At 65.5% G+C, this 13640-nt stretch carries 12 protein-coding genes, 1 pseudogene and 1 riboswitch; of the genes and pseudogenes, 4 read left to right on the forward strand and 9 right to left on the reverse strand.

Features of this window, described 5'->3' with window-relative positions; all coding sequences use genetic code 11:
• Positions 1–36: 36 nt before the first annotated feature.
• The gene (locus GDA49_09110; protein MBC6440546.1) at positions 37–1005 is read left to right on the forward strand and encodes a cobalamin biosynthesis protein; all 969 of its coding nucleotides are present in this window, start codon (positions 37–39) and stop codon (positions 1003–1005) included.
• Between the two features lie 7 nt (positions 1006–1012).
• On the opposite strand, the gene GDA49_09115 is transcribed toward GDA49_09110, so the two are convergent.
• The 6 genes from GDA49_09115 to cobU are packed head-to-tail and all read right to left on the reverse strand — an operon-like array spanning position 1013 to position 9056.
• Positions 1013–2488 (reverse strand): cobyric acid synthase, encoded by a 1476-nt coding sequence (locus GDA49_09115; GenBank protein ID MBC6440547.1) that lies wholly within the window; start codon positions 2486–2488, stop codon positions 1013–1015.
• Between the two features lies 1 nt (position 2489).
• Positions 2490–3065: a lipid-binding SYLF domain-containing protein gene (locus GDA49_09120; protein MBC6440548.1), complete on the reverse strand. Its 576-nt coding sequence runs from the start codon at positions 3063–3065 to the stop codon at positions 2490–2492.
• 15 nt (positions 3066–3080) lie between these two features.
• On the reverse strand, positions 3081–3701 hold the full coding sequence (gene cobO, locus GDA49_09125; protein ID MBC6440549.1) for a cob(I)yrinic acid a,c-diamide adenosyltransferase: 621 nt from the start codon (positions 3699–3701) through the stop codon (positions 3081–3083).
• On the reverse strand, positions 3698–7435 hold the full coding sequence (gene cobN / locus GDA49_09130) for a cobaltochelatase subunit CobN (protein MBC6440550.1): 3738 nt from the start codon (positions 7433–7435) through the stop codon (positions 3698–3700). The genes cobO and cobN overlap by 4 nt, the downstream gene beginning before the upstream one ends.
• Positions 7435–8481, reverse strand: a complete 1047-nt coding sequence (cobW, locus tag GDA49_09135) for a cobalamin biosynthesis protein CobW (GenBank protein ID MBC6440551.1) — start codon at positions 8479–8481, stop codon at positions 7435–7437. Before cobW ends, cobN begins: the two co-directional genes overlap by 1 nt.
• Positions 8478–9056 carry a bifunctional adenosylcobinamide kinase/adenosylcobinamide-phosphate guanylyltransferase gene (cobU, locus tag GDA49_09140; protein MBC6440552.1) on the reverse strand — a complete coding sequence of 193 codons (579 nt, stop codon included), beginning with the start codon at positions 9054–9056 and terminating at the stop codon, positions 8478–8480. The genes cobW and cobU overlap by 4 nt, the downstream gene beginning before the upstream one ends.
• Positions 9057–9079: 23 nt before the next feature.
• A riboswitch (cobalamin riboswitch) is annotated at positions 9080–9308 on the reverse strand.
• Between the two features lie 108 nt (positions 9309–9416).
• Here cobU and GDA49_09145 point away from each other — a divergent pair.
• Entirely contained in the window at positions 9417–10079 is a 663-nt protein-coding gene (locus tag GDA49_09145) for an S-adenosylmethionine-binding protein (GenBank protein ID MBC6440553.1), read from the forward strand.
• On the opposite strand, the pseudogene GDA49_09150 reads toward GDA49_09145, so the two are convergent.
• The 3 genes and pseudogenes from GDA49_09150 to cobS form a co-directional block, all read right to left on the reverse strand.
• A pseudogene (locus tag GDA49_09150) lies at positions 10076–10486 on the reverse strand (hypothetical protein). The gene GDA49_09145 and the pseudogene GDA49_09150 sit on opposite strands and share 4 nt — an antisense overlap.
• A 59-nt stretch (positions 10487–10545) precedes the next feature.
• On the reverse strand, positions 10546–11166 hold the full coding sequence (locus GDA49_09155; protein MBC6440554.1) for a histidine phosphatase family protein: 621 nt from the start codon (positions 11164–11166) through the stop codon (positions 10546–10548).
• An 88-nt stretch (positions 11167–11254) separates the two neighbouring features.
• Positions 11255–12016, reverse strand: coding sequence for an adenosylcobinamide-GDP ribazoletransferase (cobS, locus tag GDA49_09160; protein MBC6440555.1), 762 nt, complete (start codon positions 12014–12016; stop codon positions 11255–11257).
• 154 nt (positions 12017–12170) lie between these two features.
• On the opposite strand from cobS, the gene cobT reads away from it, so the two are divergent.
• Positions 12171–13196: a nicotinate-nucleotide--dimethylbenzimidazole phosphoribosyltransferase gene (gene cobT, locus GDA49_09165; protein MBC6440556.1), complete on the forward strand. Its 1026-nt coding sequence runs from the start codon at positions 12171–12173 to the stop codon at positions 13194–13196.
• Positions 13197–13200: 4 nt separating this feature from the next.
• On the forward strand, positions 13201–13638 hold the full coding sequence (locus GDA49_09170) for an MmcB family DNA repair protein (protein MBC6440557.1): 438 nt from the start codon (positions 13201–13203) through the stop codon (positions 13636–13638).
• Positions 13639–13640: the final 2 nt, after the last annotated feature.

The raw sequence follows: 13640 nt of genomic DNA on the forward strand, positions 1-13640 counted from the left end.
ATTGACGCCTGCCGCGTCCCACGTCACGTAAGCGCCATGTTGTTCGATCTCGCGACGCCGGTCGGGCTGGCCGCGGCGCTCCTTCTTGACGGATTCATCGGCGATCCGCGCTGGCTCTGGTCGCGCGTTCCGCATCCCGTGGTGCTGCTCGGTGCCGCGATCGGCTGGGCCGACCGCAAGCTCAACCGGCGCGACGAGACGAGCCGCCGCATGCGCGGCGTTCTGGTGCTTGTCGGCGCCATCGTAGCCAGCGGAGGGCTGGGCTACGCCATCGCGATGCTGACCGAGGCGACGACCTGGGGCTGGCTTCCGGAGGCCCTGATCGCGTTCTCGCTGATTGCCCAGCGCGACCTCCACGACCATGTCGGACAGGTCGCCCGAGCATTGCGTCGCGACGGTCTCGAGGGCGGTCGGCGAGCTGTCTCCCAGATCGTCGGCCGCGACCCCGACGCGCTCGACGGGCCGGGTGTCTGCCGCGCGGCGATCGAGAGCTGCGCCGAGAACTTCTCCGACGGCGTCATCGCGCCCGTCTTCTGGTACCTGCTGCTCGGCCTGCCCGGGCTTACGATCTACAAGGCGGTAAACACGCTCGACAGCATGATCGGCCACAAGACCGATCACTACCGCGCTTTCGGCTGGGCCTCGGCACGCTTCGACGATCTTCTGAACCTCGTCCCCGCACGCCTGTCGGGCCTCATTGTCGTGGTCGCGGCTGCCATCATGCAGGGTGCCGATCCCCGTGATGCCCTGCGCGCCATGCTGCGTGATGCCCGCCATCACAAGTCGCCCAACGCCGGCTGGCCGGAAGCCGCCTTCGCTGGAGCGCTCGGCATCGCCATCGCCGGACCGCGCCGCTACCACGGCGAGGTCGTGCGCGACGCGTGGATGGGCAACGGTCGCGCCCAGTGCACGCCGCAGGACATCGACGCCACGCTGCGTCTCTACGTCAACGCCTGCGTACTCTGGGGCATCGCCAGCATCTGCCTGCTGGCCTGGACCCTCTAGACGAACCTCAGCGACCACGGGCGATCTCCAGCCAGTGGTCGAGATTCATGGTGGCCTCAATGGTGTCGGCAACCTCGTCGAGGGCATGCTCGACCTGAGCTTCGAATGCGATACCGCTTTCGGCGCGCGCCTTGAGGCGGGCGAGGAAAGCGTGGCGAAAACCATCGGCGGCAAAGAGGCCGTGGAGATAACAACCCATGACGCGACCGTCGGTCGAGACCGCGCCGTCAGGCCCACTCGCCAGCTCGACCATCGGACGCGCACGGGCCGGCCCTTCGGTGACGCCGATGTGCATCTCGTAGCCGCTGATCTCTTCGCCGGTCGCGAGCTCGTGGCCCTGCATGGCAACCAGGGTCTTGTCGCCGGCGAGCACGGTGTCGATATCGAGCAGGCCGAGGCCCGGCTCGTTACCTGCCGGCCCTTCGATGCCGTCGGGGTCGCTCACGGTACGACCGAGCATCTGGTAGCCGCCACACAGGCCGACAACCCAACCGCCGCGCCGGACATGGGCGGCAAGGTCGATGTCCCAGCCGTTTGCCTTCATCGCGGCAAGGTCACCCTTGGTGCTCTTCGATCCCGGCAGGACGATGAGATCGGCGTCGCCCGGCAGGGCGTCGCCGGGGTTCACCAGTGTCACCGCAACGTCGGGTTCGGCAGCCAGCGGATCAAGATCGTCGAAGTTGGAAATCCGATCGAAACGCGGCACCGCGACCTTGATGGCGCCATCGGCGACACCGCCGAACACCGCCTTGCTGTCGAGCGCCACTGCATCTTCGGCCGGGAGGCACCGCGCCGCCGGCATGTGCGGGACGACGCCGAGGCAGTCGAGCCCGGTGCGGTCGCGGATGATGTCGATGGCACCGTCAAACAGCGAAACGTCGCCCCGGAACTTGTTGATGCAATATCCCTTAACCCGTGCCCGCTCGTCGGAATCCAGCAGGGCCATGGTGCCGACGACCGCGGCGATCACGCCGCCCCGGTCGATATCGCCCGCCAGCACCACCGGCACCTCGGCCGCCTCGGCAAAGCCCATGTTGGCGATGTCGCCGGCACGAAGATTGATCTCGGCAGGGGATCCCGCGCCCTCGACAAGGACCAGGTCGGCCTCGGCGCTGACGCGCCCGAAACTTTCCAGCACCTTCGCGATGAGTTGCGGCTTGAGCTCGTGGTAGGCGCGCGCCTGTGAGGATCCGAACACCTTGCCCTGCACGACCACCTGCGCGCCCTTCTCTGACTGCGGCTTCAGCAGCACCGGGTTCATGTGAACGCTGGGTGCCGCGCCGCAGGCGCGCGCCTGCAACATCTGGGCGCGGCCGATCTCGCCGCCATCGGCGGTCACACCGGCATTGTTCGACATGTTCTGCGGCTTGAACGGCCGCACGGCGAGACCCCGCCGGGTTAAGGCACGCGCCAAGCCCGCGACAAGCAGCGACTTGCCGACGTCCGAGCCGGTGCCCTGCACCATGACGGCAGGGGTCGCCATGTCAGTCCGATCCCTTCAGGGTGTTGCGCAGGATGTCCGCATCCGCGCTCCAGACCTCGCCACCCTGGATGATCTCGCGCGTCGTCACGGGCTCGCCGTAGTAGGCCATGTTGGCATCCTCGTCGGGGATCAGAAGGGTTCCTTCGATTGAAATGCCGATGAAGAGCCCGTCGCCCGTTCCGTACGCGTGGATGTCGTCATCGAGATCCGTCGACGTGGTCGCCGTCTCGACATCGGCACCCGCAGGGCCAGCCTGCAGGCCGACGCTGGCCGAACCGACATCCGGGAAGGCCGGGTAGCTCCGTTCGCCGGTGTTGACGTCGCACGCCAGGATTACGGCGCGGCAGACCTCGCCACCAATGATGAAGCCCGCCTTGACGAGCTGCGGGATCACCACAACGCCGTGTGTCCGATCGAGCAGGCTGCGCAGATTCTCGACGTCGGGATCCGAAACCAGCTCGAACGCGGTATAGGCGGCATCGTCCACCACCATCTGCTCCTTGTCGGCGTGCGCCTGCATTGGCGCCAGAAGCAGAACGGACAAGGCCAAAACCGACGCAACGAAACGGTTGGTCATGGCTGTTTCTCCGTCTCAGAACTCCACCCCGGGCTGACTCTTCACGCCGTCCCGGAAGGGATGCTTGATGAGTGTCATCTCGGTCACCAGGTCAGCGAGCTCGATGAGCTGCTCCTTGGCGTTCCGTCCGGTCGCGACGACATGCAAATCGGGCCGTTTCTGGGCCAGCGTGTCGAGCACATCGTCGAGGTCGATGTAGTCGTAGCGCAACGCGATGTTGAGCTCGTCCAGGATCACCATGCGGATCTCCGGGTCGGCCATCAGTTCCTTGGACTGTTCCCAGGCGGCATTGGCGGCGGCGATGTCGCGTTTGCGATCCTGCGTCTCCCAGGTGAAGCCCTCGCCCATGATGCGGAAGGTGACCTGGTCCGGATACTGGCTGAAGAGCATGTGCTCACCCGTCTCGCCACGGCCCTTGATGAACTGGACGATGCCGATCTTGTAGCCGTGTCCCAGGCAGCGCAGCGCCATGCCCCAGGCGGCCGACGACTTGCCCTTGCCCTTGCCGGTGTGAACGATGATGAGACCGCGTTCCTCGATCTTGCCTGCCATCAGCTTGTCGCGTGCGGCCTTGCGCTTCTTCATCTTCTCGCGGTGGCGTTCATTGATGTCTTCGGTGATCTCGCCTTCGCTCATGCCACTTTCTCCTTCTCGCTGCGGCCTGCAATCAGGCCTTCAAGAATTGCTGCCGTGCTGTTGCGACGCGGCGTCCACAGACCGCGCGTCTGCGCTTCGCTCAGACGGGCAGCGATGTCGCGCAGAGCATCGGGATTGACCTCTTCGAGGAAGTCTCGGACCTCGTCGTCGTCCAGATAGGCGTCGAACACCGCATCGAAATGATGGTCCGGCACACAACGCGCCGAGGACGCAAAGCCGAACAGGTAGTCGACCGTGGCCGCCATCTCGAAGGCGCCCTTGTAGCCGTGGCGCATAACGCCGGCGATCCACTTGGGATTGACGACACGCGCGCGCACGACACGCGCAATCTCTTCGGTCAGTGTCCGGATACGCGGGTTCTCGGGGCACGAATGATCATTGTGATAGATCGCCGGCTGCAGGCCCGAGGCCTTGCGCACCGCGGCCGCCAGCCCACCCTCGAACTGGTAGTAGTCGTCGGAATCCAGAAGATCGTGCTCACGGTTGTCCTGATTGTGGACGATCGCCTCTACCTTGCCGAGGCGCTCCTCGAACAGTGCGTGTGCGGCGGCGCCCTCCTTGCCGGCACCATAGGCGTAGCCGGACCAGGCGACATAGGCGCGCGCCAGATCGTCGGCGTGATTCCAGCCGCCCTCGTCGATCAGGGCCTGCAGGCCTGCGCCATAGGCGCCCGGCTTGGAGCCAAACACGCGTGTTGCGGCCAGGCGTCGCGCCGTCTGGTCGTCGCCCGCTTCGAGCTGGGCGCATGCTGCCAACGGGTTTGTTGCACCATCCTCGTCGAGCATAGCCACGGCACGAGCGGCACTGTCGACGAGATCGATCAGCGACGGGAAGGCATCGCGGAAGAATCCCGACACCCGCAGCGTGACATCGACACGGGGACGTCCGAGCACACCCGACGGCATGATCTCGAAGCCGGTGACACGGCCGCTGCGCGGCTCCCATGTCGGCTGCACGCCCATCAGCGCCAGCGCCTGCGCGATGTCGTCACCGCCGGTGCGCATGTTGGCCGTGCCCCAGGCCGAGAGCGCCACGGCGCGCGGCCAGTCGCCGTGTTCCTGGGCGTGGCGCTCGATCAGGCGTGTGGCGGAGGCCCAGCCCAATCGCCAGGCCGCCGGCGTCGGCACCGCTCGGGTGTCGACCGAATAGAAGTTGCGCCCGGTCGGCAGAACGTCGGGACGGCCGCGCGAGGGCGCACCGGATGGACCCGGCACCACGAACCGTCCGCCGAGCCCGGCGAGCAGGCCGTCGAGCTCACGTGTCCCACAGGCCTCTACCACCGGGCGAAGATGACCCTCGATCTCAGCCAACACCGCGGCGGTCGCTGTCCATGCAGGCGCGCAGATTGTCGTGCCGTCGATCAGCGCACTCGCGAGCAGCTCCAGTCGTTCCACCGTATCGCCCATGGTGCGCCAGGGGTCATCGGTCAGGGTTACAAGAGCATCGGGCCGCGACCCGGTCCAAGTCGACGCCATGTCGGGGGCGAGCGGATCGAAGCCGAGCCCGAGATCACCGGCCAGCGCTCGGGTTAGCGAGGCATGGCCGCCGCTGCCGTTGCCACGCGGCACCCGGGTCAGCGCCACCAGCAACGATGTCTGCAAGCCCCCGTCGGGTGCGGTACCGAAGACATGGAGGCCGTCGCGAATCTGCATCTCCTTGAGTTCGCAGAGGTAGCCGTCGAGCTTGGTCAGCTTCTCGGCCTCATCGTCGCCGGCGCCGATGCCGCAGTCCTGATCGAGGCCGGTGGAGGCGCAGAGCTCCAGGATGTCGCGCACCAAGATCGGCAGGCGGCGCGGGTCGGTCTGGCCAGCCTCGAAGTACTCGTCGATCAGAGCTTCCAGGTCGCGCAGGTGGCCGTAGGTCTCCGCCCGCGCCAGGGGCGGTGTGAGGTGGTCAACAATGACGGCGGCCGTGCGCCGCTTGGCCTGGGTGCCTTCGCCGGGATCGTTGACGATAAAAGGATAGAGATGCGGCACCGGCGCAAGCACCGTTTCGGGGAAACAGCCATCCGAAAGGGCCAGCGCCTTGCCCGGCAACCATTCGAGATTGCCGTGCTTGCCGAGATGGATGACGGCGTGGGCGCCGAATGAAGCCGTGAGCCACATGTAGAAGGCGAGATAGCCATGCGGCGGCACGAGATCGGGATCGTGATAGGTCGCTTTGGGATCAATGTTGTAGCCGCGCGCCGGCTGCATCCCGACGACGACGTTACCCCAGCGGTGGATGCTGAGCTGGAACGCACCCTCGGCGACATGCGGATCGTTCTCCGGCGCGCCCCACCGATCGGTCATCGCGGCACGCACCGCCTCGGGCAGCGCGTCGAACTGGGCGCGATAGTCATCAAGCGGGAGCGTCACACCCGACCGTTTCCAGGCGCGGGTAACGAGATCGTTGGTCGGTCCTGCCAGCAGCGTCTCGATCAGCGCCGTGCCGTCACTGGGCGCCCCGTCGACGATGTAGCCAGCCTTACCCAACGCCCCGAGCACACGGGCGGCAGATGCCGGCGTGTCGAGCCCGACGCCGTTGCCGATGCGGGCGTCCTTGTTGGGATAGTTCGCCAGCACGATCACCACCTGCCGCTCGTTCTCCGGCGTCCGGCGCAACCGCGCCCAGGCGGCAGCCAACGTCGCCGTCCAGGCCACACGGTCGGGCACCGCCTCGTGGCGCACCACGTTGGTCTGGGTCACCGCGTCCCAGCGCCGTGCCGACTTGAACGAGATCGCGCGGGTCATGATACGCCCATCGACCTCGGGCAGCGCCACGTTCATGGCGATGTCGCGCGGCGCGAGGCCGCGCGTGCCCTCGTCCCAGCTTTCCCGCGTTCCGCCCGACAGAACGGCCTGCAGGATCGGGCAGTCGGCAGCGTCAAAAGGTGTCGGCCCGCGCTCCGCATCGGGGCTTGCCAGCGCGAAGCCGGTGCAGTTCACGATGACCGACGGCGGGTGGGCGGAAAGCGCCTCTTCGACAAAGGCGGCGGCAGCCGGGTCCTTCAGGCTCTGACTGTAGAGCGGCAGGGCGTTGAGGCCCTGATCGGCGAGCGCCGATACCAGCGCGTCGACCGGTGCCGTGTCCCCGGCCTGAACCAGCGCGCGATAGAACACGATCGCCGCCACGGGGCGATTCGGCAGCCAGTCCTCGGCGATACGTTCAAGAGGCACGTCACCGATGCCGGGCCGGTAGCAGCCTGCCCGCGGCAGCAACTCCGGCGCCTCCGCGATGACATCGCGTCCCGCTAGCCCGGCGACATGGCTGAGGAAGGCATCGGCGTTCGCCGCGCCACCGTGCACCAGATAGGCCCAGAGACGGTCGTAGTCCACATCGTCCACGGTCGAAAGCCGCCTGAGCTCCTGGTCTTCCTTGTCGTCGCCGGGGAGCAACGCGAGCGCGATCCGGTTCTCGCGGGCAATAGCGGCGATCTCGTCGGTGCCGTAGCGCCAATAGGCAGCACCGCCCAGCAGCCTTGCAACCACAACCGTCGCCTCTTTCACGACCGCGTCGACATAGGTGTCGACCGAGAGGTTGTGGCCGAGCTGCATCGTGTTCGCGAGGCGCAGGCTCGGCGCATCCTCGCCGCGCCGGCCGGCCGCGTCGGACAGCAGTGCAAGCTCCGTGTCGGCTGCCGACAGCACGACGATCTCGCCCGGGTCCTGGCCCAGGTCGATCGCTTCGGTGCCGTCGGAAACCTCTCCGGGCTGCGCCGCCAGAAGGTGCATCAGATCACCCGGCCACTCAGCTCTTCTGCAATGGCAGCCGCGTCGAGACCCTTGAGGCCGATCACGACGAGTTCGCTGCGGCGGGTCTCGCCCTCGTTCCAGGGACGGTCAAAGTAGCGCTCGAAGCGGCCGCCGACACCCTGGACGACGTGGCGCATCGGTTTGTCGGGCACCTCGAGAAAGCCCTTCACGCGCAGGATTTCGTGACGCGCGACTGTCTCCTTCAGTTTCGCCTCCAGCGCCTCGGGCGCCGCGATGGCCTCGAAGCCGATGGTGAAGGTGTCGAAGTCGTCGTGGTCATGATCGCCGTCGACACCGTCGTGGTGCGAGGGGCAGCTGTCGAGATCATCCTTGGCCGCGGCGCCGATACCCAGCAGGGCCAGAGGATCGATGCTGCTGCCCGATGCCGTGACGACCTTGGTCGCGGCACGCCGGTTGGCATCGACGATCTCGCGCGCCTGGGCCGCCGTGCTTTCGTCCATCAGGTCGGCCTTGTTGAGCACGATCACGTCGGCCGACAGAAGCTGCTCCTCGAAGACCTCCTGCAGCGGGTTCTCATGATTGATGTTCGGGTCCTTCTCGCGCTGGGCGGCGACCGCGTCGGGATCGTCGGCAAAGCGCCCGTCGGCCACGGCACGGCCGTCGATCACGGCAACGACGCCGTCCATGGTGACGCGTGTCTTCACCTCCGGCCAGGTGAAGGCCTTGATCAGCGGCTTGGGCAGCGCGAGCCCCGAGGTCTCGATGATGATGTGCTCGGGCGGATCGTCTCGGTCGATCAGGGCCTGAATCGTCGGTAGGAAGTCGTCTGCTACGGTACAGCAGACGCAGCCGTTGGCGAGCTCCACGATGTCCTCGTCCTTGCAGCCTTCGTAGCCGCAGCCACGGATCAGCTCGCGGTCAACGCCGAGAGCGCCGAACTCGTTGATCACGAAGGCGAAGCGGCGGCCGCCCGCATTCTGAATCAGGTGCCGGATCAGCGTGGTCTTGCCCGCACCGAGAAAGCCGGTGATGACGGTGGCGGGAATCTTCGAAGCAAGGGTCATCGGGTGTCCTTCAGGGTTTGCGGCAAGCTGGCGGTGACGAAGACGACGCGGCCGGCCACCACGGCGATCTTTTGATGAAGCAGCCCCGCGGCGTCGCGAAAGCGACGGGCCAGCGCGTTTTCGGGCACGACTCCCTGGCCAACCTCGTTGGAGACCAGCACGATGGGACCGTCGAGTGCGAGAAGAGTGTCGGCGAGCGCGTCGCCTTCGGCCGCGACATCGCGCTCGGCGGCCATCAGGTTGGCGAGCCAGAGGGTGAGGCAGTCGACGAGCACGGCACGATCGGCGCGCACCTCGGCGCGCAGGGTCTTGGCCAGCGCAAGCGGTTCCTCAATCGTCGTCCAATCGGGACCGCGCCGCTCGCGGTGAAGGCGGATTCGCTCGCTCATCTCGCCGTCGCCGGATTCCGATGTCGCGAGATAGATCTTCCGCAGTCCCGTTTCGTCGATCGCCGACTCGGCCAAGGCACTCTTGCCGGAGCGGGCACCGCCGAGCACCAGGCACACATGCGGGTTCCCACCCTGGGCGGGATCGGCGCGCCTCGCGGGCGCATCGGGGACAACGGCAACGGACATCCGACCTCCCTCCGAGGCACGCTGGGTCCAAGGGCGGAACGGGGAGGTCTCCTGGCTCCGGATTGCAGACCACCGAGGCCCCTTCCCGGGCGGCGTCTTCATGCGCCGTCCAGTGGGATCGTGCCTCGCGTCTCACCGTTACAGTTGCGGGGGCAGCGCCGGCTTGGGAGCGAACTCCGCACCGGCTTCCCTCGTCACGTTCCAAGGGACTTCGTTTATCAGAGTTGCCGACCGAGTACCAAGGAGATTAGGCGACGTGGTGGTTTCCGCAGATGAGAACAAAAAACGAATTGCTTCTACGCGTATGCCCTGCGATCCTTCTGTTTGGTGCAAGGATTGGCGGATTAGAGCGGATTAGAAATGCACTCCGAAAACTCAGTTCATGCTGCTAGCGAAGATCTCCTCCGATTTGTTGGAGAACAGAAATTCTCGACAATCTTGGCCGATCCTCCTTGGCGGTTCGTGAATCGAACCGGAAAGATGGCACCAGAGCATCGACGCCTGTCGCGCTATGAAACCTTATCAACAGAGGAGATTGCGACACTGCCTATCAGTAAAATATCACAACCGACTGCACATCTCTATCTTTGGGTCCCGAACGCCTTACTTCCTGAAGGTTTGATAGTGTTGGATGCGTGGGGATTCAATTACAAGTCGAATCTGATTTGGCATAAAATCAGGAAAGATGGCGGTTCAGATGGACGTGGCGTTGGCTTTTACTTTAGAAACGTCACAGAGATGCTGCTTTTCGGGGTAAGAGGAAAGAATGCGCGCACACTTCCTCCCGGTCGTCGCCAAGTGAACATGGTCCAAGCGCGAAAACGCGAGCACTCACGCAAGCCTGACGAGCAGTACGCGATTATCGAGGAATGCAGTTGGGGCCCCTTTTTAGAGCTGTTTGGAAGGGGAGAGAGAGATGGTTGGTCCACTTGGGGCAACCAGGCTGATTCAAACTATCAGCCCTCTTGGCCAACTTACAGTTACAACTCGACAAGAATTCTGGAAGTCGAGGACCCAGTTTAGATATCTTCTACATAGAGAGCGTCTGTAATAGCGAAGGTGAAAACCGGGCATCCACCACCTCCCCCTCCATCGAGTCTTGGCCATAATTTCGTATGGTGCGTAGTAGATGCCCCGTACGAGCTACCCTTGCCGAGTGAGTTAAATATATCTTGATAGTCGTACCGAACTGCTTCTCTTCCCATTCTAGCTAGATCGTAGAATGTGCTATCAATCCGCTTTGCAATTGGAGATTTTCATCCATCTGGTGCGATGATTTCAGACTTGAGCAACTTGAACTCTCTTAGAACCGTGAGAATCTGTTCCCACTCTTCCGGACAAGCGGCTGCGAGGACACCGGTCGCGTTTCGCCATTCTTTGATTAGGTATAAATCGGCGATATCTTCTGGGATCAGGTGAGTGGTGCTCATTTCGAGAACATCCCAGCATATGAGTGGCATTAGCGAGAAGATCGCAGGAGACACAACCTTTAGTCAAGGTGGGGCTGTCGGTTCATGTAGACGACGCGCCAGTTTTCGGCATGGCCGTCGTCGCCCGTGAAGTGGTCGATACGGGTGACCGAGATGTTGTCGGTCGCGAATCGGAGGCCGGTCTCTGGGTCGAGATTGAGCGCCAGGGCCAGGGCCGCGCGGATGGTTCCGCCATGGGCCACGGCGATGATGTCACGTCCGGCCCATTCCTCGGTCAGCCGGTGGATCACGCGGGTCACCCGCACGCAGAGATCGGCGAAGCTCTCGCCATTGGGCGCAGGATAGGTCGCGGGCGCGATCCAGAAGCGCCGGGCGGTCGGCAGCGCATAGACCTCGTCATAGGTCAGCCCATGCCAGTCGCCGAAGTCCTGCTCACCCAGGCCCGGCTCCTCGGTCGGCGCGATCACACGCCCGCCGGCCGCCGCGATCGCGGCGGCGGTCTGCTTGGTACGCTTGAGATGGCTTGTCACCCAATGGGCTTCAGTCGGCAGGATCGCATTTAGCGCTTGGTAGGCTGGCGGATTGTCGGTGTCGCAGTTCGGGTCGGTCGAACCATAGACACGACCATTGGTCTCGGTCACCGGCGCATGACGCACCCACCACCATCTCGTCTGGGTCATAATCTGATCCGATCGCGGCGGGGACGCGGTCGTGTCCCGTCGGCCCCAATAGTGTCTCCCACAGAATGTGTCGCTTGCGTCACGCTGATCACGACGCGGCGACGGCGGCGGCCAGAACGCCGACCTCGGCAGTCTGCTGGACCGCGCCCAGCACATCACCGGTCTTGCCCTCGAAGGTGCGCTGGCAAAGCCCGGCCATGATGAAGGCCGCGCCACAGCCCAGGATGAGCGCAGAGATCCAGCCGAACGGCAGCAACATCACCACAGTGATGGCGGCGGCCACCAGCAGCGCAGCCATGGTTTCCTGGAAATCGGGCATGCCCGCGCGGGCGCCGAGCCCGTCGGCGCGCGCAGGCACCATCATGCGCATGGCAACAACGACGCAGCCGCGCGAGAGTGCACCCGCGGCGACCAGCGCCATGACCACAGTCGCCGGATCCGCAAGAGTCGTCAGCGCGCCGATGCGTGCAGCCAAGAACAGAACGAGGGCGATCACACCGAACGCGCCGATCCGGCTGTCGCGCAGCACCTCAAGCTTGCGCTCGCGCGGTCCGTGCACGCCGAAACCGTCGGCGACATCGGCGAGACCGTCTTCGTGGAGCGCCCCGGTCAGCGCAATCATGACCAGCACGGCGGCCACAGCGGCCAGCCAAGGCCCCAGGCCGATCCACACCGCGACGAGAAATCCAAATCCGCCGGCAAATCCGACGCCGGCCCCGACCAGCGGAAACACCATGACCGCCCGCGCCAGAGGCATGTCCTCGGGCATCCGCACCGGCAAGCGGGTCAGAAACCCGACCGCCGCGCAAACCCTGTCGGACCAGTCGTGGCTGATATCGTCGGGCACCATGGCGCACTTATCGGTCCGCAGTCCGGGACGGTCAAGAGATCACAGTCTGCACCGACGAAGTGTCTTGAATGAACATCACCGTGACGCACCCGGTCGATGCAATGACGGGCAATCCGCATTAGCCTTCCGGCTCCTCCTTGCGGATGCTCCATTCATGACGATCACCAGCTTCGACGACATCCGAGACCGCGTGCGCGCCATGCCGGGCGCCGACGCCGAGGCGATTGCAGCGGCCCAGGCGCGCGATGCGGAACTGACCAAGCCGCCCCGTTCGCTCGGTCGCCTTGAGCAAATCGCGCTGTTCCTGGCCGGCTGGCAGGGACGGCACCCGCCTTCGGTCGATCGGGTATCGTTCATGGTCTTCGCCGGCAACCACGGTGTGACGGCTCAGGGCATCTCGGCCTTTCCGGCCGCGGTGACCCATCAGATGGTGGCAAACTTCGAGACCGGCGGGGCGGCGATCAACCAGCTCGCCAGGCTCGCGGGCACCGACCTCACAGTGATCCCGCTCGAGCTCGACCGGCCGACCGGAGATTTCTGCGCCGGACCGGCCATGACCGAAGCCGAGACCTGCGCCGCCTTCAGCACCGGCTACGACGCCGTCGGCGAGATCGACCTCGCCTGTATCGGCGAGATGGGAATCGGCAACACGACGGTGGCCGCGGCCTTGGGCGCGGCACTCTTCGGGGGCCGCGGCCGGGACTGGGCGGGTCCAGGAACCGGGCTCGATCCCGAGGGCGTGGCGCGCAAGGCCGATGTCATCGACCGCGCGCTGGCCCTTCATGCCGAGCGCCTCGCCGATCCGCTCGCGGCACTGGCGTGCCTGGGCGGGCGCGAGATCGCAGCCATGGCGGGGGCGCTTCTGGCCTGTCGTATGAAACACGTGCCAGTGATCCTCGACGGCTTCGTCAACGGCGCGGCGGCGGCCGTGCTGAAGCGGCTCGACGCCGGCGCGCTCGACCATTGCCTCGCCGGACATCGCAGCGCCGAACCGGCAGCGGGTCGTTTGCTCGGCCACCTCGGCATGGCCGACGGCGACGAACCGCTGCTCGATCTCGGCATGCGCTTGGGCGAAGCCTCCGGTGCGGCCACGGCCGCGCTTCTGGTCAAGGCGGCGGTCGCCACCCACAACGGCATGGCGACCTTCGCGGAGGCCGGGGTCGCGGGCAAGGACGCCTGAGACCATGACCGACTCAGGTGAGGAACGCGCCGCCATCGGACTCGCCCGCGGCATCGGCCGGATGTTCGAGGCCATCAGCCAGGCGAGCCTCACCGAGTTCACGGTCCGCAGCGGAAGGCGCGCCGATGTCATCGCGCTCGATGCCAAGGGGCGGTTCACCATCGTCGAGATCAAGACCTCGCTCGCCGACTTCCGCGCCGATACCAAGTGGCCGGAGTACCTCGACTTCTGTGACTTCTATCTCTTTGCCGTGCCCGAGGACTTCCCGCAGGAGGTTCTGCCCGACCACCACGGCCTAATCGTGGCCGACCGCTTTGACGCCACCATCCTGAGGCCGTCGCCGGAGGCACCGATGAACGCCGCGCGGCGCAAGAGCCAGACCCTGCGGTTCGCGACACTCGCCGCCCGCCGCCTGCGCCAGCTCACCAATCCCGAGGTCTGACC

The organism is Rhodospirillales bacterium, assembly GCA_014323865.1.
GTDB lineage: Bacteria > Pseudomonadota > Alphaproteobacteria > SP197 > SP197 > SP197.

What these genes read in the sequence shown, in the direction of transcription:
- GDA49_09110 (MBC6440546.1), top strand. Translation starts at nt 37, where the DNA reads ATGTTGTTCGATCTCGCGACGCCGGTCGGGCTGGCCGCGGCGCTCCTT.
- GDA49_09115 (MBC6440547.1), bottom strand. Translation starts at nt 2,488, where the DNA reads ATGGCGACCCCTGCCGTCATGGTGCAGGGCACCGGCTCGGACGTCGGC.
- GDA49_09120 (MBC6440548.1), bottom strand. Translation starts at nt 3,065, where the DNA reads ATGACCAACCGTTTCGTTGCGTCGGTTTTGGCCTTGTCCGTTCTGCTT.
- cobO (MBC6440549.1), bottom strand. Translation starts at nt 3,701, where the DNA reads ATGAGCGAAGGCGAGATCACCGAAGACATCAATGAACGCCACCGCGAG.
- cobN (MBC6440550.1), bottom strand. Translation starts at nt 7,435, where the DNA reads ATGCACCTTCTGGCGGCGCAGCCCGGAGAGGTTTCCGACGGCACCGAA.
- cobW (MBC6440551.1), bottom strand. Translation starts at nt 8,481, where the DNA reads ATGACCCTTGCTTCGAAGATTCCCGCCACCGTCATCACCGGCTTTCTC.
- cobU (MBC6440552.1), bottom strand. Translation starts at nt 9,056, where the DNA reads ATGTCCGTTGCCGTTGTCCCCGATGCGCCCGCGAGGCGCGCCGATCCC.
- GDA49_09145 (MBC6440553.1), top strand. Translation starts at nt 9,417, where the DNA reads ATGCACTCCGAAAACTCAGTTCATGCTGCTAGCGAAGATCTCCTCCGA.
- GDA49_09155 (MBC6440554.1), bottom strand. Translation starts at nt 11,166, where the DNA reads ATGACCCAGACGAGATGGTGGTGGGTGCGTCATGCGCCGGTGACCGAG.
- cobS (MBC6440555.1), bottom strand. Translation starts at nt 12,016, where the DNA reads ATGGTGCCCGACGATATCAGCCACGACTGGTCCGACAGGGTTTGCGCG.
- cobT (MBC6440556.1), top strand. Translation starts at nt 12,171, where the DNA reads ATGACGATCACCAGCTTCGACGACATCCGAGACCGCGTGCGCGCCATG.
- GDA49_09170 (MBC6440557.1), top strand. Translation starts at nt 13,201, where the DNA reads ATGACCGACTCAGGTGAGGAACGCGCCGCCATCGGACTCGCCCGCGGC.